Here is a 19,445-nt window from a genome sequence, read left to right as displayed (position 1 = left end):
CGGGGCCGGCAGTCGCAGGGGAAGTGTGGGTCGTTCAGGCGGCCGCTTGCGGCGTGCCGTTGAGGGCCTCGTCAACGGCAGCTGCGATGTCGCGCATGCTGATGACGGAGACGAGGCTGTAATCGTCGATCACCGGCAGGTGGCGGATGTGGTGCCGGTTCATCAGATGCCGGACGTGCTCGACCGTGTCGCTCGAGGTGCAGGACACCAGCTGCTGCACCGAGACGAGCTGCGAGACCTTGACGTTGACGGCATTCGCGCCGTGCTCGGCGACCGCGCGCACCACGTCGCGCTCGGTGAACATGCCGACCGCGGTGTTTCCTTCCGAGCGGACCACGTCCTTGACCACCAGCGCGCTGATGTTGTTGGCGCGCATCAGCTTGGCGGCGATACCCACGGTTTCGTTCATTCGCACCGTGACAACGCGCGGCGTCTTCTTGCGCAGAATGTCTCCGACCAGCATTGCAACCTCCCTGGTGAATGTTGGGGAGAAGTGTGGTATACATAATGCCAATCGTCAAGCACTGGATTTGGCCGATCCGAAAAATCTTGCGTCAGCGATCCTGACATTGTCGTCGCGACAAAAAGAAAGGGGCGCAGCGCTGCGCCCCTTCTGGTCGTGTAAACCCAGGTGGCGGTTATGCCGTCTCGGTCTTGGCGCGGCCGGTCGCCGCCTCGGTGCTCTCGGCGTCCTTGCCGAGGATGAAGGAGCGGCGCAGCGGCTTGATCACGAACAGCGCCATCAGCGCCGCCGTCGCGTTCAGGGCCACCGCGACCACGAACACGGCCTTCCAGCCGGAGGCCGCCGAGATCACGCTTGCGAGCGGAACGAGCAGGGAGGCGGTGCCCTTCGCGGTGTAGAGCATGCCGTTGTTGGTGGTCGCGAATTTCGAGCCGAAGGTGTCGCCGCAGGTGGCGGGGAACAGCGAGTAGATCTCGCCGAACACGCCGAAGTAAATCGCGGTCGCCAGCACGAAAACGAGCGGGATGTGACCGTAGGCCGACAGCGTCAAGAGCATCAGGGCGGCGGTGCCGAAAGCGATGAACATGGTGGGCTCGCGGCCGATCGTGTCGGAAACGAAGCCGAAGAACGGGCGGCCGAAACCGTCCAGGATGCGGTCGAGCGAGATCGCGAAGGTCAGTGCCGCCATCTGGAAGCCGGCGAGCGTGACCGGCGTGTCGGCGATCTTGAAGTCGTGCGCGATCGGGGCGATCTGCGCCGCGGTCATCAGGCCGCCCGAGGCGACCATGACGAAGACGAGATACATCACCCAGAAAACAGGGGTGCGCAGCACCTGCGGCGGGGTGAAGTCGATCCTCGTCTGCGGCAGATTGAGCTGCTTCCTCTTCGGCGGGATCGAGAGCCGCGGCGGCTGGATGAAGAAGGCGAGCACGAACACGATGACGCCCTGGCCGATGCCGAAGGTAAGGAAGGCGTGCTGGTAGCCGCTCAATGCGATCATGCTCGCGATCGGCACGATGGTGAGCGCGGCACCGGCGCCGAAGCCGGCAGCGGTGGCGCCGGCGGCAAGGCCACGGCGGTCCGGAAACCATTTCAGCGCGTTGCCGACGCAGGTGCCGTACACCGCACCCGCGCCCATGCCGCCGATGATCGCGGCTGCGTAGAGCAGGGTGAGAGAGTCGGCATAGGAGTTGAGAATCCAGGAGAGCGCGATCATCGCGCCGCCGAACATGACGACGATGCGCGGGCCGTATTTGTCGACGAACCAGGCCTCGACCGGCACCAGCCAGGTCTCGGTGACGACGAAGATGGTGAAAGCGAGCTGGATCGCGGCGCGCCCCCAATGATGGGCTGCATCGATCGGATCGACGAACAGCGTCCAGCCATATTGCAGATTGGCGATCATCGCCATGCAGACGATGCCCATGCCGAGCTGGAGCCAGCGGAAACCGGTGCGAAGAGGCGCGGCCGTGACGGCGCCGTTCGTGCTGGAAATCATCAAGAACCTCCCAACGCGCCTGATTGATTGCGATGCAGGGTGGCAAGGTGACCTGATGTCGCAAATATTGTGGCTTATCGTCGCAGGCGCGGGGCGGAGATTGGTATACGATATTCCAGATTGCAAGCCCTAACTTGTCCCGACTTCGACATCAGCGAGAGTTCCAGCGCGATCCCCTGACTTCGCAGCAAACGAAAACGCCCGGCCATGAGGCCGGGCGTCTGCTCGATGAGGAGCTGTGGCGGAGCGGGTCAGACGGTCGATTTTGCGACCACGACCTTGCGCCAGGGCTTGAGCACCGCGATCGCCAGCAGCGAGGCCAGGATGTTGGCGCCGGCTGCGATGATGAACACGCTGTCCCAGGTGCCCGACGATTGCTGCATGTAGTTGGCGATCGGCACCAGCAGCGCGGCGGTGCCCTTGGCGGTGTAGAGCAGGCCGGCATTGGTGGTCGCGAACTTGGCGCCGAACGTATCGGTGCAGGTCGAGGGGAACAGCGAGTAGATCTCACCCCAGGCAAAGAACACGAAGCCGGAGAGCAGCACGAACCAGATCGGATCGTGGCCCCAGAGGTAGAGCATCCAGATGCCGAAGCCTTCCATGCCGAAGGCGATGAACATCGTGTTCTCGCGGCCGATCATGTCGGAGATCCAGCCGAAGAACGGACGCGTCAGGCCGTTGAGCACGCGGTCGATCGTGGCCGCGAACGTCACTGCGGTCATCGTCACCGCCATCAGCGTGACCGGCACGTTGTCGACCTTCCAGTCGGCCGCGATCGGCTTAAGATTGGCCGTCACCATCAGGCCGCCGGCACCGACGATCACGAACATGAAGTACATCAGCCAGAAGATCGGCTGACGCAAAACCTCGGTCGGCTGGTAGTTGCGCCGGGTCTGGAGCAGATTGGCGTTTGCCACCACGTTCGGCACCTGGCCCGCTTTCGGCGACAGCAGGAAGAAGGCGAGGATGCAGATGATGATGCCCTGGCCGAGACCGAAATAGAGGAAGGTGGCCTGGAAACCGCTGTCCTTGATCATGGCCTGGATCGGCGCGACCGTGAGCGCGGAGCCTGCGCCGAAGCCCGCGGCGGTGATGCCCGCGGCGAGACCGCGCTTGTCCGGAAACCATTTCAGCGCATTGCCGACGCAGGTGCCGTAGACGCCGCCGGCGCCGATGCCCGCGATGATCATGCCGAGATAATAGCCGTTGAGGGTGGTGGCCTGCGCGTTGATCGCCCAGCCGATGGCGCAGAGCACGCCGCCGACCAGCACGACGATTCGCGGACCGTATTTGTCGACGAACCATCCTTCGATCGGCACCAGCCAGGTCTCGAACAGCACGAACAGAGTAAAGGCCCATTGGATCGACGCGCGATCCCAGCCGAACGTCTTCTGGATGTCGGGGACGAAGAACGTCCAGCCGTATTGATAATTGGCGATCATCACCATCGCGCCTACGCCGATGGCCAATTGCGCCCAGCGATAAGCATCGCTCACACGGGTGACACTAGGGGCCGCTGCCGACTGCACCATGTCCGTCATTCAAAACCCTCCCAACGCGCCGATCATTTTTATGCATGCGCTGGCGGGCATCCTGGTATGCATTATGCCAAGATTCAAGCTGGGAGGGCGAGGTGCGGCGAAATAACGCGGCCCTGTTCACATGCGGCATGAGCATCGAATTGTAAAGCCCCGAATTGCCTACGGCCTGCGGCGAGAGCGCGGTCGTTTACACATAAGCCATTGATATTGATCATATATCACCTGCGGCGCCGAAACCGCAGACGCGCTGTCGAACGCCTGGTCCGGTTGGGATTTTCCACGCGGGCGCCGCTTGCGCCGCCGACGCACCTGTCGTCGAAGGCGGCTCAACGCCCTGGAATTCTATATTCCAGAAGTCCGGCCTGCGGCAATCTGGCAGGCGAAGCGGCGCGGCGCCGGCGCCTCACGCCATCGACGTGCGCAGCCGGCTGTAGCCTTCCTGGATCGCGGACCAGAACAGGGCGACCAGACCGAGCGCCATGATCGTGCTGACGAGGCCGTTGGAGAAGAAGATGCCGAGCGAGCCTTGCGATCCCAGCAGCGATTGCCGGAAGGCTTCCTCCGCCTTGTCGCCGAGCACGATGGCGAGCACCAGCGGTGCGAGCGGATAGTTGCACTTCTTCAGGAGATAGCCGAGCACGCCGAACACCAGCATCAGCATCACGTCGAAGGTGCTGTTGTGCACCGAATAGGCGCCGATCGCACACAGCACCAGGATGAGCGGCGCGATGATGCCGAAGGGCACGCGGAGGATCGCGGCGAAGATGGGCACGCAGGTGAGCACGACGATGAGGCCGGCGAGGTTGCCGAGATACATCGACGCGATCAGGCCCCAGACGAACTCCTTCTGCTCGACGAACAGCATGGGGCCGGGCTGCAGGCCCCAGATCAGCAAGCCGCCGAGCAGGACGGCGGCGGTCGGGGAGCCCGGCACGCCGAGCGACAGCATCGGCAGCAGCGCCGAAGTGCCCGCCGCATGTGCGGCCGTCTCAGGCGCGATCACGCCTTCGATCTCGCCCTTGCCGAAATTGTTGCCGCGTCGCGACAGGCGCTTGGCGATGCCGTAGCTCATGAAGGAGGCCGGCGTTGCGCCGGCGGGCGTGACGCCCATCCAGCAGCCGATCAGGCAGGAGCGCAGCGAGGTCATCCAATAGGCGGGCAATTCCCGCCAGGTCTGCAGCACCACCCGAAGGTTGATGCTGGCATTGCCGCCGCGGAAAGCCAGCCCTTCCTCCATGGTCAGCAGGATCTCGCCGATGCCGAACAGGCCGATCACGGCGATCAGGAAGTCGAATCCGTTGAGCAGCTCGGTGACGCCGAAGGTCAGTCGCAATTGTCCGGTGATGGAATCGAGCCCGACCGCCGCGAGCGCAAAGCCCATCATCATCGCCGCGATGGTCTTGAACGGCGGCTCCTTGCTGAGGCCGACGAAGCTGCAGAAGGCGAGGAAGTACACCGCGAACTTCTCCGCCGGCCCGAATCTCAGCGCGAAGCCTGCGACGAGCGGCGCAACCAGCGTGATCATGATGACGGCGAACAGCGCGCCCACGAAGGAGGAGGTGAAGGCGGCGGTCAGGGCTTCGCCGGGCTTGCCCTGCTGCGCCATCGGATAGCCGTCGAAGGTGGTCGCCACCGACCAGGGCTCGCCGGGGATGTTGAACAGGATCGAGGTGATGGCGCCGCCGAACAGCGCGCCCCAATAGATGCAGGACAGCATGATGATCGCCGATGTCGGCGGCATGCTGAAGGTCAAGGGAAGCAGGATCGCAACACCGTTGGCGCCGCCGAGCCCCGGCAGCACGCCGATGATGACCCCGAGCGTGATGCCGATGATCATCAGCATGATGTTGTAGGGCTGCAGGGCGACCGCGAAGCCGTGAAACAGATTGGCCAACTCTTCCATATCGATATCCTGCAGCAGCAGTCAGTGAACAGATGCGCGGCCCTTACAGACCGAGCCATTCCTCGAGCGGACCCTTGGGGAGCGGGACCAGGAACCAGCGCTCGAAGATCAGATAGGTCAGGACCGGCATGCCGACCGCCACGGCAACGACCGTCAGCCAGCGATAGCCGCCGAGCCAGCGCATGAACCAGGCAATGAAGACCATGGAGGCGATGTAGAGGCCGATGAACGGCATCGACCCGACATAGATCGCGGTCGGCACGACGACGCTCATGACCTGGCGCAGCTGTCCCCATTCGGCGAACAGCCGGCCGTCGTCGTCGCGTTGCGCATGCCAGAGGTTGATGGCGCTCGCCACGACGATGGCGGCGCCGATATAGAAGGGGAAGAAGCCGGCACGCGGGCCCTCCGCGCCCCAGTTGATGCCGGCCTTCAGGCTGCCGAAGATCACGACGAGGCCGAAGACGCCGATCAGCAGCGCCATGCCGATTTCCAGCGTCTTGTGGGCGGGGCCAGATGCGGATCCGGATCGTTCAGTCATGGGACCTCCAGGCGGGAACGCAATTTTCGCGGTCGCGGCAGGCGTGAGGACGACAAGCGTCCTCAGCCCTCGCCGATGTCGCGGCTCAATTCGATGCGAGGAAGCCGGCTTCCTTCATCAGGCCTTCGTGGCGCTTCTCCTCCGCCTCGACCCACTTGGCGTAGTCGGCGCCGGTCAGGAAGGTCGTGTTGAAGGCGCCGCTCTTCATGAAGTCCTGCCATTCGGGCGTGGCGCGGACCTTCTTGAACAGCTCGACATAATATTCGGTCTGATCCTTCGTGACCTTTGGCGGCATGAACACGCCGCGCAGCATCAGATATTCCATCGCGAGGCCCTGCGACTTGCAGGTCGGAATATCCTTCCAGGCCTTGCCGTCGGCGATCGGCTCGTCATAGGCCATCGGCTGGGCGTCGAACACGCAGAGCGGACGAAGCTTGCCGCCGCGCCATTGCGCGACCGCCTCGATCGGATTGTTGACGGTCGAATCGACGTGGTTGCCGACGAGCTGCACCGCGACTTCGCCGCCGCCCTTGTAGGGGATGTAGGTGAACTTCGCATCGATCGCCTTCTCGATGCCGACCGTGATGATCTGGTCCTCCTGCTTCGAGCCGGTGCCGCCCATCTTGAATGAGCCGGAGGGTGCCTTCTTCGCCGCGTCGACGTAGTCCTTGACGGTGGCGTACGGCTTCTCGGCATTGACCCAGAGCACGAACTCGTCGAGGGCCAGCATCGCCACCGGCGTCAAATCCTTCCAGTTGAAAGGAATCCCCGTTGCCAGCGGCGTCGTGAACAGGTTCGACAGCGTGATGATGATCTTGTGAGGATTGCCCGACGACGTTTTCACATCCAGGAAGCCTTCGCCGCCCGCGCCGCCGGCCTTGTTGATGACGACCAGCGGCTGCTTCATCAGATTGTGCTTGGTGACGATGCCCTGGATGGTGCGCGCCATCTGATCGGCGCCGCCGCCGGTGCCCGCGGGCACGATAAACTCGACCGGGCGGACCGGCTCCCAGGCTGCACGGCTTGCGGTGCTGCTGATGCATGACATGGCGATTGCCGCCACGGCGACATTCAGAACGAGTGGCTTCATCTGTTTCTCTCCCTGTCGAACCCTCAGCGCAGCCGCTCTTTGTCGGCTTGCGTCAGCCCATTTCGATTCCAGATACCCGGTGTCACCCTTGCGGTCGATCTCCCATGGTAGTCCGATAGAAACTCTATGATCAGGGATAAGGCGCGGCATCCGCTCCTTTTGGCTAAGGCTACCAAGGGCGCCGCGCTCGTGCCCTTCGGCTCTTCCCGTCGCGTGCTACGTTTCCCCGCCTCACACCTTGGATTGTGCGATCGTTCTTTGCTGGTCGAATGGTATGCGAGATGCCAGCAAACAAACAATCGGATCGGGAGGGGCCCGGTCGGACACATTGTCGCAGCTGCTAAGCGAATGCAAAAGCAAATGGCCCCGAGGTGGGGGCCATTTGATCAAGTAGAGTGGGGCGGGATCTGCCGGCCCGTCGCTCGGCGGCAGATAAGCCCTTCTTACAAGCCGAAACGCGGCAGTTCGCCGTTGCGGTTGGAAATCTCGGCGCTCGCCATCAGGAAGCTGTCGATCGCGGCCATCACGCGGGCGAACAGCGAGGCGGAGGGGGCGAGGGCAACGGAAGCGGTCTTGGACATTGGAATTCCCTTTCTCGAGACGGTCAGTCCTAATGACGGTCAGTCTTGGCGTCTCTTGGCGAAGGGAATTTATGTATACCAGATGCCAACGTCTACGGTCTTGTTTGCATAGCAGCATTCGATGCGCCGCATTGCAGCATAACGCGGGGTTAATGCGGCCGGTACGGGCCTAAAAGGTACGGCGGCTGAGATTGCCGGGTTCATTTATGGCCAAGAGAGGCCGAATCGTTCGCTGCGAGACGGGATCCCGAGGCGATGGAAGCCAAGTTCCGGCCGCACTGCAGCGGACGGACTTGGCAGGACAAGTCAAAGCCGCTAGTGATCTGCCCCCTTCCAATCATCTGTCAGAGTGGTTCATGTCGAGCGCCTCGCCCGCCGTCTCGATCGGTATCGATTTTGGAACCAGCAATACGGTCGTCGCACTTGCGGCGGACGATCGCCGGGTCGAGGCCATCCGCTTCGACCACGGCGGCCAGCGCCACAGCGTCTACGTGTCGGCGCTGTGCTTCTGGGAGGACCGGCCGGGCGCCGGCGCCCAGGCCGAGGGCGGCCCGTGGGCGATCGAGCAATTCCTCGAAGGCCGTCACGTCTACCGCTTCCTGCAGTCGTTCAAGACCTTTGCGGCGAGCAGCAGCTTCAACACCACGCAGGTGTTCCGGCAGCGCTTCAAGTTCGAGGACATCCTGGCGGCGTTCCTGCGGACGCTGGCGCGCCATGGTGGCGAGAAGTTCGGCTTCGAGACGTCGACCATCACGGTTGGCCGCCCGGTGCGCTTTGCCGGCGGCAATCCCGACGAGGCGCTGGCGATGCAGCGCTACCGCGCCGCGTTCGAGCGCCTGGGCGCCGGCCATGCCCGCTATGTCTACGAGCCCGTGGGCGCGGCGTTCTCGTTTGCCCGAAGGCTGGAGCGCGATGCCACCGTGCTGGTTGCGGATTTCGGCGGCGGCACCAGCGATTTCTCCGTGATGCGCTTCTCGCGCAAAGGCGGTGCCCTTCGCGCCGAGCCGCTCGGCCATGCCGGCATCGGGATTGCCGGCGACACGTTCGATTATCGTATCGTCGATCACGTGGTCTCGCCGCGGCTCGGTAAGGGCTCCAGCTTCCGCTCCTTCGACAAGGTGCTGCCGATCCCCAGCGGCCATTACACCAATCTCGCGCGCTGGCATCAGCTGGCGATGATGAAGAGCAACGGCGATCTGCGCGAGCTGCGGGAGCTTGCGCGCACCGCGCTGAAGCCGGCTCTGCTCGAGGACTTCATCACCATCGTCGATCTCGATCTCGGCTTTGCGCTGTACCGCGCGGTGTCCGACGCCAAGGTCGCGCTGTCGGCGCAGGACGAGGTCGACTTCCGTTTCAAGGGCGGCGGCGTCGACATCGGCGCGGCCATCACGCGGAAGAATTTCGAATCCTGGATTGCCGACGACATCGCCCGGCTCGGCGCCACCGTCGACAAGGTGCTGGCCGAAGCCGGCATCGCCGCGCGCGAGATCGAGAAGGTCTTCCTGACCGGCGGCAGCTCGTTCGTGCCGGCCGTGCGAAAGCTGTTCGCCGAGCGGTTCGGCAACGAGCGCCTGATGTCGGGCGACCAGTTCGAGTCGATCGCCTACGGGCTTGCGCTGATCGGGCACAGCCCGGATCCGGATCGTTGGACCGCAGGCGGCGGGCTGACCGCGCAGGCATAGCGAGCGGCGAACAGCGTCCCTGCGGGACGTTGTTTCGGTCGCTATTTCTGCTGAATTCGGTTCAGGTAATCGATCACCGCGAGAATGCGAGTCCGCACCACGACCTCCGGGTTTTGCTGCGGCCCGGCCTTCTGCCAATAATAGGGATCGACGGCGTGAGGCAGGTTGACGATGGGGTTGAACCGCTCGCCCCAGACGGGCATCTCACGGGTGCCGTGAGCTGTGACTGATTTCGACCCATAGATGGTTTCGTAGACGGCGTTGGTGGGAAATACCCCGTTGTTGTTCTTGGCCAACATGGTCAGGTCGGAAGGCGGGGTCTTGAGCTGGCCGCTGACCGGTCCGTTGCCCTTTGCCTCCGCGCCATGACAACTCGCGCACGAGGACTGGAATTCGGCCTTGCCAATGTCGACTTCTTCGGCCTTCGCAGCGGTCGCGACACCGGCGGCCAGACCGGCAATGATCAACCATTCGAGAGCAGATCTCATCATCTCGCCTCCGACGCCCGCAGGGAAGACTTCTGCTCCTAGCCGCTTTGTCCCACCGACAGCTTGACGCACATCAAGACCGCGCATCAGCGCCGTCGTCAGGGCAAAGGCGCGCAGCGCCGTACCCGCCATCTTGGCAAGTGCCGTAGGGTGGGCAAAGCGACTTGTCCGCCGAAGCTCGCAGAGCGAAGGCGGAAGCGTGCCCACGCGTCTGTCGCCGTATCGGAAAGGTCGTGGGCACGGCGCTTTGCGCCTTTGCCCACCTACGATGCTGGTGTCGTCGCTACTGATTGATCTCCGGCTCGACCAGCTTCGCCAGATTGCGCAGCGATTCCTGCCAGCCGAGATAGCAAGCCTCCGGCGGAATGACGTCGGGAATGCCGGCCTGCGTGATCTCGATCTCGGTGCCGACCGAGACCTTCTTCAGGCTCACGGTCACCTGAATTTCGCCGGGCAGGTTGGGATCGTCGAACTTGTCGGTGTAGCGCAGGCGTTCGCCAGGGACGAGCTCGAGATATTCGCCGCCGAATGAATGGCTGTTGCCCGTGGTGAAATTCCGGAACGACATCTTGAACGTGCCCCCGACCTTGGGCTCGAAATGATGCACGGTGCAGGTGAAGCCGTTCGGCGGAAGCCATTTTGCCATCGCATCCGCCTCCAGGAAGGCGCGATAGACCTTCTGGGGGCTGGTGGCGAGAACGCGGTGCAGGTGGACAGTGCTGGGCATGGTTGTTATCCTCAATGTTTGATGGGCTCGAGATTGGCGTCTATGGTCCGTTCATGTCACGAGGACGACCGGGATAGTGCCGATCCGACAGGCGCGGCGGATTTTTTTGGAGGGTGTTCCGCTGGTCTCCTAGCCGGCTGCGACATCCTGCGGTGTCATCGTGAATGCCAGCCGATAGCTGCCGATCGTCGGATTGTTCTGCGCGCCCAGGGCGCCAAGCGACCCTGGCGAAAGCGGGGTTGCGATCGCAGCCTCAACTACATCGGCATCGTAGCCTGAGAGCAGGACGATCCAGTCGGCGGCGCCGTCCTTGCCGCGGATCTGTTGTTCGGTGGTGGGCGCGCTCGTCCGCGGCGTGTCGGTGCGGAGCAGGTGAGCGCCGGTCAGCCCCGGTTTCTGCGCCAATGTGCCGAGCGTGTTCGCGAGGTGCGCCTGCAAGTCCGCCTCACGTCCGGCCTGCGGTGACAACCTGATCGTCGCAAGCGAAGTGGCAACGCCACCACCAAAGCTTTCGATCAGGCGGCACTGGCTGCGGATCATGCCGAGATGATGCGGCATCATTCTCGTCGACCACGGCGTCGGCGCATTGAGCCGGTCGAGATATCCCTTCGAGGTGAGCACCTCATACTCCGCGAGCTCGTAGAGCACGAAGAAACCCTCCGCGTCCGTCGTGCTGGTCCAGCGCGATCCGCGCCGGAAGCCGGGAATGCCCATCCGCTCCGGGAAGTGCTCATGCGAATGCCAGTCGCCGAACTCGGAGCGCTGCTCGGGGCGAACGCTCCACCACATCGCGACGGCGGCCTTGCCCAGCAGTGACATGGTGAGCTCCTTGTTTTGTGCAGGGCTATCGCATTTGAGAGCTTTTCCTTGCGGCCATCCTTCGAGACGCCCGCTTCAGGCGGGCTCCTCAGGATGAGGACCGAGTGCGCGGCAGCAGTTTCAACGAGCCCTGACGTCGATTAGCCTCATCCTGAGGAGGCGCGTGAGCGCCATCTCGAAGGACGAGGCGTGCGCGCAGGCCGCCAACAGTCATATGCGATAGCCCCGACTTCTTGCGGACACTTTGCCTCAACACCGACAGCGGCGGCAAGGTGTGTCCGCTTGGAAGGCGAAGCCACAATTCCGCTATCGTCCCTCGTTCAACTGCTACGGGAATCCGGGGGCTTCCGTTGCGCTACACGCTTTGGGCTTTCTCCATCATGCTCTGCTGCCTCGGCTCGCCTCTGCAGGCAGCTGGCATTCAGTTGCTCGACGCCGATCCGGCGCTGTCAGGCGCGATCTGGTATCCGTGCGCGGCGGAGCCGACGCATGTGGCGCTGGGCCGTCTGGCGGTCGGCGCCGATTTCGACCTGAAGGGCGTGAAGGATTGCCCTGTCACGGGCGCGAATCTGCCGCTGGTCATCTACTCGCACGGCCGGGGCGGGTTTTTCGGCCAGCAGCACGATACGGCGGAGGCGCTGGCCGATGCTGGGTTCATCGTCGCCGCCATCAATCATCCCGGCGATACGGTCAGCGACTCCTCAAAGCGCGATAGCCTGTCGGTCTGGGGATCGCGTCCTACGGACATTGTGCGGCTGCTCGACTTTCTGTTGGACGACTGGAAGGACGGGGCGGTCATCGATCCCGCCAAGGTTGGCTTCGTCGGCTTCTCGCTCGGAGGGGCGACCGGCCTCGCGCTGATGGGAGCCAAGCCGGATTTCGCCAGGGTCGCCAGCCTCTGCAAGGAGACGACCGGCGTTTGCGCACAGCTTCACAATGGCGAGGCGCCACCTGTTCCAGTGCAGGACGCGCGGATCCGCGCCGCCGTCATCGTTGATCCTGCGCCGGCCGCCCTCACGCGGGAGAACCTAGCCGCCGTCAAAGTGCCTTTCCAGTTCTGGCGCTCGCAATTCGGTGGGCCTGGAGTCGGCGACGGCTCCGGCAACGCACGCGTTGCCGAAGGCTTGCCGGGCAAGCCTGACATCCACATCGTGCCGGCTGGCCACTATGCGTTCCTAGCCCCATGCTCGGCGGAACTCGCGGCGGCCGTTCCCCGCATCTGCACCGACATGTCGGCGGGATTCGACCGGGCAGGGTTTCATCGCGAGTTCAACGCGGCGGTGGTGCAGTATTTTCGTGAGCAGCTCGGAGAGCACTGAGCATCGTGATCGAGTGATCGCCAGAAACTTCAGGATCGAGCTGCGCCGCTTTCTTGGATGCTGCATCTAATTCTGTTTTGCCCGACGCCTCGGATTATTTTTTGGTGCATCAGAAATTGTATTTGAAGCCAAGGACTTGGCTACTGTGCATGGGGTTGTTTTTCGGTTTTCGAGTTTAGGCCCTGCACCCGTCGACCTCCTCACGAAAAAGGGCCGCCCCTTCGGGCGGCCCTTTGTCTTGGTCGAGGCGGTGCCGCTTACTCCGCGGCCTGCTTCTGCGGCGGGTCGAGCGCGCCGGACTTGTGGATGTCGGCGACCTGGTGATCGCTGAAGCCGAGCACCGAGCGCAGGATCTCGTCGGTGTGCTCGCCGAGCAGCGGGGAGCGCTGCACGTCGCTCGGACTATCCGACAGCTTGATCGGGTTGCCGACCGAGACGTACTTGCCGCGGGTGGGGTGGTCGACCTCGACCACGGTGCCGGTCGCGCGCAGCGACTGGTCCTCGGCGATCTCCTTCATCGACAGGATCGGGCCGCAGGGGATGTCGTCCTTGTTGAGGATCTCCATCGCCTCGAACTTGGTCTTGGACATCGTCCACTGCTCGATGCGGGCGAAGATCTCGTTGAGACGCGGCAGGCGGGCGGCCGGCTTGGCGTAGTTCGGATCGGTCTTCCAGGTGGGCTCGCCGATCACGTCGCAGATCTTCTCCCAGACCGGGGCCTGGGTGATGAAGTAGATGTAGGCGTTAGGATCGGTCTCCCAGCCCTTGCACTTCAGGATGCGGCCGGGCTGGCCGCCGCCGGAATCGTTGCCGGCGCGCGGCACGGCGTCGCCGAACGGCACGCCTTCGCCGAACTGGCTGTATTCCCTAAGCGGGCCGTGGGCGAGGCGCTGCTGGTCGCGCAGCTTGACGCGGCAGAGGTTGAGCACGCCGTCCTGCATCGCCGCGGTGACGCGCTGGCCCTTGCCGGTGTGGGTGCGCTGATAGAGCGCGGTGACGATGCCGAGCGCCAGGTGCAGGCCGGTGCCGCTATCGCCGATCTGTGCGCCGGTCACGAGCGGCAGACCGTCGCGGAAGCCGGTGGTCGAGGCGGCGCCGCCGGTGCACTGCGCGACGTTCTCGTAGACCTTGCAGTCTTCGTACGGTCCGGGGCCGAAGCCCTTGATCGAGGCGACGATCATCTTCGGGTTGATCGCTTGAATCTTCTCCCAGGGGAAGCCCATGCGGTCGAGCACGCCGGGGCCGAAATTCTCCACCAGCACGTCGCACTTCTTGATCAGCTCGGTGAGGACTTCCTTGCCCTTGGGGTTCTTGGTGTCGAGCGTGATCGAGCGCTTGTTGTGGTTGAGCATGGTGAAATACAGGCTGTCCACGTTCGGGATGTCCTGCAGCTGGCCGCGGGTGATGTCACCCACGCCCGGACGTTCCACCTTGATCACGTCGGCGCCGAACCAGGCCAGCAGCTGCGTGCAGGTCGGTCCGGACTGGACGTGGGTGAAGTCGAGAATGCGAACGCCCTCGAGCGCTTTGGTCATCGTGTTGCTCCTGTTACCACTTTGTTTCCGTCATGCCCGCGAAGGCGGGCATCCAGTATTCGCTGTCGTTTCAGTTGGCCGCAGTGCTCGCCATCCAGGATGGTCCGGCGATTACTGGATTCCCCGCCTGCGCGGGGAATGACCCGGCGGGGGACTTACTTCTTCTTCTGCAGAACGCTCTGCGGATTGAGGTTGCCGATGCGGCCGCTCTCCGAGCCCGCGGCCGGATCGATCACCGCGTTGATGAGCGTCGGCTTGCCGGACTTCATGGCTTCGTTGACCGCGCGCTTGAGCTCGTCGGGCGAGGTCGCATTGACGCCGACGCCGCCGAAGGCCTCCATCATCTTGTCGTAGCGCGCGCCCTTGACGAACACCGTGGTCGCCGGATCGGAATTCGCGCCGTTGACGTCGGTGCCGCGATAGATGCCGTCATTGTTGAAGATGACGACGCAGATCGGAAGGTTGTAGCGGCAGATGGTCTCGACCTCCATGCCGGAGAAGCCGAACGCCGAGTCGCCTTCCACCGCCAGCACGGGGTGGCCGGTCTCGAGCGCGGCCGCGATCGCCTGGCCCATGCCGATGCCCATCACGCCCCAGGTGCCGACGTCGAGACGCTTGCGCGGGCGGTACATGTCGATGACGCCGCGGGCGAGGTCGAGCGTATTGGCGCCTTCGTTGACGAGGATCGCCTCGGGGTGCTCCTTGATGACGTTCTTCAGCACGCCGAGCGCGCCGTGATAGTCCATCGGCGACTTGTTGTTCATCAGCTTCGGCGCCATCTTGGCGACGTTCTCTTCGCGCTTGGACGAGATTGCCTTGGTCCAGTCGGCGGGCGGGGCGGTCCAGCCCGTTCCCATCGCCTGGTTGAAGGCGGAGACGACCGAGCCGATGTCACCGACCACGGGCGCGACGATCTCGACGTTGGAGTCCATCTCCCTCGGCTCGATGTCGACCTGGATGAACTTCTTCGGCGCTTCGCCCCAGCTCTTGCCCTTGCCGTGGGACAGCAGCCAGTTCAGCCGGGCGCCGATCAGCATGACGACGTCGGAGTCCTTCAGCACGGTCGAGCGGGCTGCGCCTGCGCATTGCGGATGGGTGTCGGGGAGCAGGCCCTTGGCCATGCTCATCGGCAGGAAGGGAACGCCGCTCTTCTCGACGAAAGCCTTGATCTCCTCGTCGGCCTGGGCGTAGGCCGCGCCCTTGCCGAGGATGATGAGCGGACGCTTTGCGCTCTTGAGCACGTCGAGCGCACGCTTGACCGAAGCGGGCGAGGGGATCTGCGCGGGCGCCGCGTCGATCACCTTGACCAGCGACTTCTGGCCGGCGTCGGCGTTCATGACCTGGCCGAACAGTTTTGCCGGCAGGTCGAGATAGACGCCGCCCGGACGGCCCGAGACCGCGGCGCGGATGGCGCGGGCGAAACCGATGCCGATGTCCTGGGCGTGCAGCACCCGATAGGCCGCCTTGCACAGCGGCTTCGCGATCGCGAGCTGGTCCATCTCCTCGTAGTCGCCCTGCTGGAGGTCGACGATCTCGCGCTCGGAGGAGCCCGAGACCAGAATCATCGGGTAGCAGTTGGTGGTGGCGTGCGCGAGCGCGGTGAGACCGTTGAGGAAGCCGGGCGCCGAGACCGTGAGGCAGACGCCGGGCTTCTTGGTGAGATAGCCGGCGATGCCCGCGGCGTAGCCGGCGTTCTGCTCGTGGCGGAAGGAGATCACGCGAATACCGGCGGCTTGCGCCATGCGGCCCAAATCCGTGATCGGGATGCCCGGCACATTGTAGATGGTGTTGATGCCGTTCAGCTTGAGCGCGTCGATGACGAGATGGAAGCCATCCGTCAGTTCCTGCTCGGTGCCCGGTGCCTCGGACTTGGTCGCGGTGTTCAGCATGGGCCTTGTCTCCCTGGTCTCAGATAGTGGGGCGAGTTGTTCGCCCTTCTGGTGAATGGTGCTAGTTAAAAGAGTTCCTGGCCGTGCGCTTCGACGTAGGCGGCAAGGCCAAGTGTGTGGTCGCGGGCGCGCTTCTCGGCGAGCTCGGTGTCGCGGGCTTCCAGCGCTTCGATCATCGCGAGATGCTCGGGCAGCGAGGTCGCGGTGCGGTCCTTGCGTCCGATCGTCAGCTGGCGATAGCCGCGCACGTGCAGCAGGAGGTCGTTGGTGAGATCGACCAGCACCGGCGATTCCGACAGCGAGATCAGCGCCTGGTGGAAGGCGATGTTGGCGCGGGAATATTCCTCGACGTGATCCTCGGGCAGGCGGTCCTTGCCGAAATCCTTGAAGAAGTCGCGCAGCGCGGTGATGTCCTTCTTGCGCGCGGTGGTGGTGATGAGGCGCGCCGCCATGCTCTCCAGCGCCGCCCAGGCGCGGATCATGTCGACGATCTCGCTCTTGGTCCGGCGCACCACCATGATGCCGCGGCGCGGCACCGTCTTCACGAAACCGTCCTGCTCGAGCATGGCGATGGCTTCGCGGATCGGCGTGCGGCTGACGCCCAGGCGTTCGGACAGCGCGCGCTCGTCCAGCATCACCGGCTCGGGCGTCGAATAGATGTCCATCTTGAGGATGGCTTCCTTCAAGGCGTCATACGCCTTGTTCTTGAAGCTGCTCTCCGGGGCAATACGAACGATTGCGATGTCTGCCTCGGCCATGTTCGGCAACGCCTTGGTTGGTTTCCGTAGTGACACGACGAATCTCCTCCAGTGGGGAGTCGTCTTTTACAGGAATATTCACGGGAAAGTTTTTGGCATACCACATGCCAGAATGTCAAGGCGGGGATTTTTTGCGGCGTTCTAAGCCATGCAGCAGCTTGACAAGTTGGCTTCTGGCATACCAAATGCCATCGCCAGCCATTTTTGATCCATGGCGGGGGAGTAATCTCAGGCTTTATGCCGCTCCGGCCCGCGACATGGAACAGAGCGCGGCGAATGGCAAGCATCACGGGCAGCCGCAAACACGCGCGCGCTTTGAAAAGAACGAACTGAGGTCAAGGGAGAAGCCACATGTCCAATTCCAAAGATGCCGTCCGCAAGGTGCTTGACCAGGTCAAGGCGGACAACCGCACCAGCCTGACGGCCCCGGAAGGCAAGCTGGTCTGCGACGCCTACGGCATTCCGGTGCCGAAGGAGGGCGTGGCCAAGTCGGCGGGCGAGGCCGGCAAGATGGCTTCGTCCATGGGCTTCCCGGTCGTGATGAAGATCGTCTCGCCGGACATTCTCCACAAGACCGAAGCCGGCGGCGTCATCGTCGGTCTCAAGACCACTGAAGAGGCTGAGAAGGCCTACGAGACCATTCTTTCCAACGCCAAGAAATACAAGTCCGATGCCAAGATCGAGGGCGTCCAGGTGCAGCAGATGCTGGCCGGCGGCACCGAGGTGATCGTCGGCTCGATCACCGACGGCTCGTTCGGCAAGCTCGTCGCCTTCGGCCTCGGCGGCGTGCTGGTCGAGGTGCTCAAGGACATCACCTTCCGCCTCGCGCCGGCGACCAAGGAGGACGCGCTGTCGATGCTCGACGGCATCCAGGCGCATGAGATCCTGAAGGGCGTGCGCGGCAGCGAGCCGGTGAACCGCTCGGCGCTCGCCGACGTCATCGTCAAGGTCTCGCAGCTCGTCACCGATTTCCCTGAAATCGTCGAGCTCGACCTCAATCCGGTGTTCGCGACGCCGAAGGGCGCGACCGCCGCCGACGTCCGCATCGTCGTCGACTTCGCCTATGTGCCGAAGCCGAAGCCCCGCCCGACCGAAGAGATCGTAGCTGCCATGAACCGAATCATGCAGCCCAAGGCGGTCGCCGTGGTCGGCGCCTCCGCCGAGGACGGCAAGATCGGCAATTCCGTGATGAAGAACCTCATCAACGGCGGCTACAAGGGCGACATCTATCCGATCCATCCCAAGGCCGCCGAGATCCTCGGCTACAAGGCCTATAAGAGCGTCAAGGACGTGCCCGGCGTGATCGACGTCGCGGTGTTCGCGATCCCCGCCAAGTTCGTCGCGGCGGCGCTGACCGAATGCGGCGAGAAGAAAATCCCCGGCGCGGTTCTGATTCCGTCGGGCTTTGCCGAAGCCGGCGCGCCGGAGCTGCAGGCCGAGATCGTCGAGGTCGGCAAGAAGTATGACATCCGCCTGATGGGGCCGAACATCTATGGCTTCTATTATACGCCGGCCAATCTCTGCGCGACCTTCTGCACGGCCTACGACGTCAAGGGACATGCCGCGCTGTCGTCGCAGTCGGGCGGCATCGGCATGGCCATCATCGGCTTCTCGCGTTCGGCGAAAATGGGCGTTTCGGCCATCGTCGGCCTCGGCAACAAATCCGATATCGACGAGGACGATCTGCTCGCCTTCTTCGAGCAGGATCCGAACACGAACCTGATCGCGCAGCACTGCGAAGACCTCAAGGACGGCCGCGCCTTTGCGGAGGCGGCAAAACGCGTCTCCAAGAAGAAGCCGGTCGTCGTGCTCAAGGCCGGCCGTACCTCGGCCGGTGCCAAGGCTGCGTCCTCGCACACCGGCGCGCTCGCCGGCAACGACCGCATCTACGAGGACGTGTTCAAGCAGTCCGGCGTGATCCGGGCCCGCTCGCTGCGCCAGCTGCTCGAATTCGCCCGTGGCGTGCCGGTGCTGCCGACGCCGAAGGGCGAGAACGTCCTGATCATTACCGGTGCCGGCGGCTCGGGCGTGCTGCTGTCGGATTCCTGCGTCGACAACGGCCTGTCGTTGATGTCGATGCCGCCGGATCTCGATGCGGCCTTCCGCAAGTTCATTCCGCCGTTCGGCGCGGCCGGAAATCCTGTGGATATCACCGGCGGCGAGCCGCCGATCACCTACGTCAACACCGTAAAGCTCGGCCTGTCGGACGAGCGCATCCACGCGCTGATCCTCGGCTACTGGCACACCATCGTCACCCCGCCGATGGTGTTCGCCCGCAACATGGTCGAGGTGAAGAAGGAGATGGAGGCCAAGGGCTTCGTGAAGCCGATGGTCGCCTCGCTCGCCGGCGACGTCGAGGTCGAGGAAGCCGCCGAATATCTCTACCAGAACGGCATCCCGGCCTACGCCTATTCGACCGAGCTGCCGGTCGAGGTGTTGGGTGCCAAGTACAGGTGGGCGCGCGGGGCAGGGCTGCTCTGAGCCTAACTCTCCTGTCATCCCGGGGCGATGCGGAGCATCGAACTATGGTGCGCAATTGCGCACCTGGGGATCTCGAGATTCCGGGACTGGTACGCCAGGCCCGCGCTGCGCGCAGTCCCGGCGGACCATC

General features: G+C 63.8%; 16 protein-coding genes. 3 read left to right on the top strand and 13 right to left on the bottom strand.

Annotated elements, in window-relative coordinates:
• Nucleotides 1–34: 34 nt before the first annotated feature.
• The 7 genes from E4K64_RS14485 to E4K64_RS40305 all read right to left on the bottom strand — a co-directional run bounded on the left by E4K64_RS14485 (nucleotide 35) and on the right by E4K64_RS40305 (nucleotide 7,617).
• The gene (locus E4K64_RS14485; protein ID WP_126256080.1) at nucleotides 35–463 is read right to left on the bottom strand and encodes a CBS domain-containing protein; all 429 of its coding nucleotides are present in this window, start codon (nucleotides 461–463) and stop codon (nucleotides 35–37) included.
• A gap of 175 nt (nucleotides 464–638) precedes the next feature.
• The gene (gene oxlT / locus E4K64_RS14480; protein WP_135164126.1) at nucleotides 639–1,961 is read right to left on the bottom strand and encodes an oxalate/formate MFS antiporter; all 1,323 of its coding nucleotides are present in this window, start codon (nucleotides 1,959–1,961) and stop codon (nucleotides 639–641) included.
• Between the two features lie 251 nt (nucleotides 1,962–2,212).
• Complete coding sequence (gene oxlT / locus E4K64_RS14475) at nucleotides 2,213–3,502, bottom strand: oxalate/formate MFS antiporter (protein WP_135164125.1); 1,290 nt, start codon at nucleotides 3,500–3,502, stop codon at nucleotides 2,213–2,215.
• Between the two features lie 403 nt (nucleotides 3,503–3,905).
• Nucleotides 3,906–5,405 (bottom strand): tripartite tricarboxylate transporter permease, encoded by a 1,500-nt coding sequence (locus tag E4K64_RS14470; protein ID WP_135164124.1) that lies wholly within the window; start codon nucleotides 5,403–5,405, stop codon nucleotides 3,906–3,908.
• Between the two features lie 43 nt (nucleotides 5,406–5,448).
• On the bottom strand, nucleotides 5,449–5,946 hold the full coding sequence (locus E4K64_RS14465; RefSeq protein ID WP_135164123.1) for a tripartite tricarboxylate transporter TctB family protein: 498 nt from the start codon (nucleotides 5,944–5,946) through the stop codon (nucleotides 5,449–5,451).
• 85 nt (nucleotides 5,947–6,031) lie between these two features.
• On the bottom strand, nucleotides 6,032–6,994 hold the full coding sequence (locus E4K64_RS14460; RefSeq protein ID WP_430642503.1) for a Bug family tripartite tricarboxylate transporter substrate binding protein: 963 nt from the start codon (nucleotides 6,992–6,994) through the stop codon (nucleotides 6,032–6,034).
• Between the two features lie 485 nt (nucleotides 6,995–7,479).
• Complete coding sequence (locus E4K64_RS40305; protein WP_167772005.1) at nucleotides 7,480–7,617, bottom strand: hypothetical protein; 138 nt, start codon at nucleotides 7,615–7,617, stop codon at nucleotides 7,480–7,482.
• 356 nt (nucleotides 7,618–7,973) lie between these two features.
• On the opposite strand from E4K64_RS40305, the gene E4K64_RS14455 reads away from it, so the two are divergent.
• Nucleotides 7,974–9,299: an Hsp70 family protein gene (locus tag E4K64_RS14455; protein ID WP_135164121.1), complete on the top strand. Its 1,326-nt coding sequence runs from the start codon at nucleotides 7,974–7,976 to the stop codon at nucleotides 9,297–9,299.
• A gap of 41 nt (nucleotides 9,300–9,340) precedes the next feature.
• Here the strand turns inward: E4K64_RS14455 and E4K64_RS14450 are convergent, their stop codons facing one another.
• From E4K64_RS14450 to E4K64_RS14440, 3 genes are all read right to left on the bottom strand, one after another.
• Nucleotides 9,341–9,994, bottom strand: a complete 654-nt coding sequence (locus E4K64_RS14450) for a c-type cytochrome (protein ID WP_235884670.1) — start codon at nucleotides 9,992–9,994, stop codon at nucleotides 9,341–9,343.
• A gap of 76 nt (nucleotides 9,995–10,070) precedes the next feature.
• Nucleotides 10,071–10,514: an SRPBCC family protein gene (locus E4K64_RS14445; protein WP_135164120.1), complete on the bottom strand. Its 444-nt coding sequence runs from the start codon at nucleotides 10,512–10,514 to the stop codon at nucleotides 10,071–10,073.
• A gap of 129 nt (nucleotides 10,515–10,643) precedes the next feature.
• Nucleotides 10,644–11,333, bottom strand: coding sequence for a hypothetical protein (locus E4K64_RS14440; protein WP_135164119.1), 690 nt, complete (start codon nucleotides 11,331–11,333; stop codon nucleotides 10,644–10,646).
• A 350-nt stretch (nucleotides 11,334–11,683) separates the two neighbouring features.
• Between E4K64_RS14440 and E4K64_RS14435 the strand changes: the two genes are divergently transcribed.
• Nucleotides 11,684–12,652, top strand: coding sequence for an alpha/beta hydrolase family protein (locus E4K64_RS14435; RefSeq protein WP_235884669.1), 969 nt, complete (start codon nucleotides 11,684–11,686; stop codon nucleotides 12,650–12,652).
• A 257-nt stretch (nucleotides 12,653–12,909) separates the two neighbouring features.
• Here the strand turns inward: E4K64_RS14435 and frc are convergent, their stop codons facing one another.
• The 3 genes from frc to E4K64_RS14420 all read right to left on the bottom strand — a co-directional run bounded on the left by frc (nucleotide 12,910) and on the right by E4K64_RS14420 (nucleotide 16,834).
• Nucleotides 12,910–14,187 (bottom strand): formyl-CoA transferase, encoded by a 1,278-nt coding sequence (gene frc, locus E4K64_RS14430; protein WP_135164118.1) that lies wholly within the window; start codon nucleotides 14,185–14,187, stop codon nucleotides 12,910–12,912.
• 155 nt (nucleotides 14,188–14,342) lie between these two features.
• Entirely contained in the window at nucleotides 14,343–16,076 is a 1,734-nt protein-coding gene (gene oxc, locus E4K64_RS14425) for an oxalyl-CoA decarboxylase (RefSeq protein ID WP_135164117.1), read from the bottom strand.
• Between the two features lie 65 nt (nucleotides 16,077–16,141).
• A complete protein-coding gene (locus E4K64_RS14420; protein WP_167772017.1) occupies nucleotides 16,142–16,834 on the bottom strand; it encodes a GntR family transcriptional regulator in 693 nt (230 codons plus the stop codon).
• 351 nt (nucleotides 16,835–17,185) lie between these two features.
• Between E4K64_RS14420 and E4K64_RS14415 the strand changes: the two genes are divergently transcribed.
• The gene (locus tag E4K64_RS14415) at nucleotides 17,186–19,315 is read left to right on the top strand and encodes an acetate--CoA ligase family protein (protein ID WP_135164115.1); all 2,130 of its coding nucleotides are present in this window, start codon (nucleotides 17,186–17,188) and stop codon (nucleotides 19,313–19,315) included.
• Nucleotides 19,316–19,445 lie beyond the last annotated feature (130 nt).

Origin of the sequence: Bradyrhizobium frederickii (genome assembly GCF_004570865.1) — a bacterium.
Taxonomy (GTDB): domain Bacteria; phylum Pseudomonadota; class Alphaproteobacteria; order Rhizobiales; family Xanthobacteraceae; genus Bradyrhizobium; species Bradyrhizobium frederickii.
Note: the sequence above shows the minus strand (reverse complement) of the source record. Positions and strands in the feature narration are given on the sequence as shown.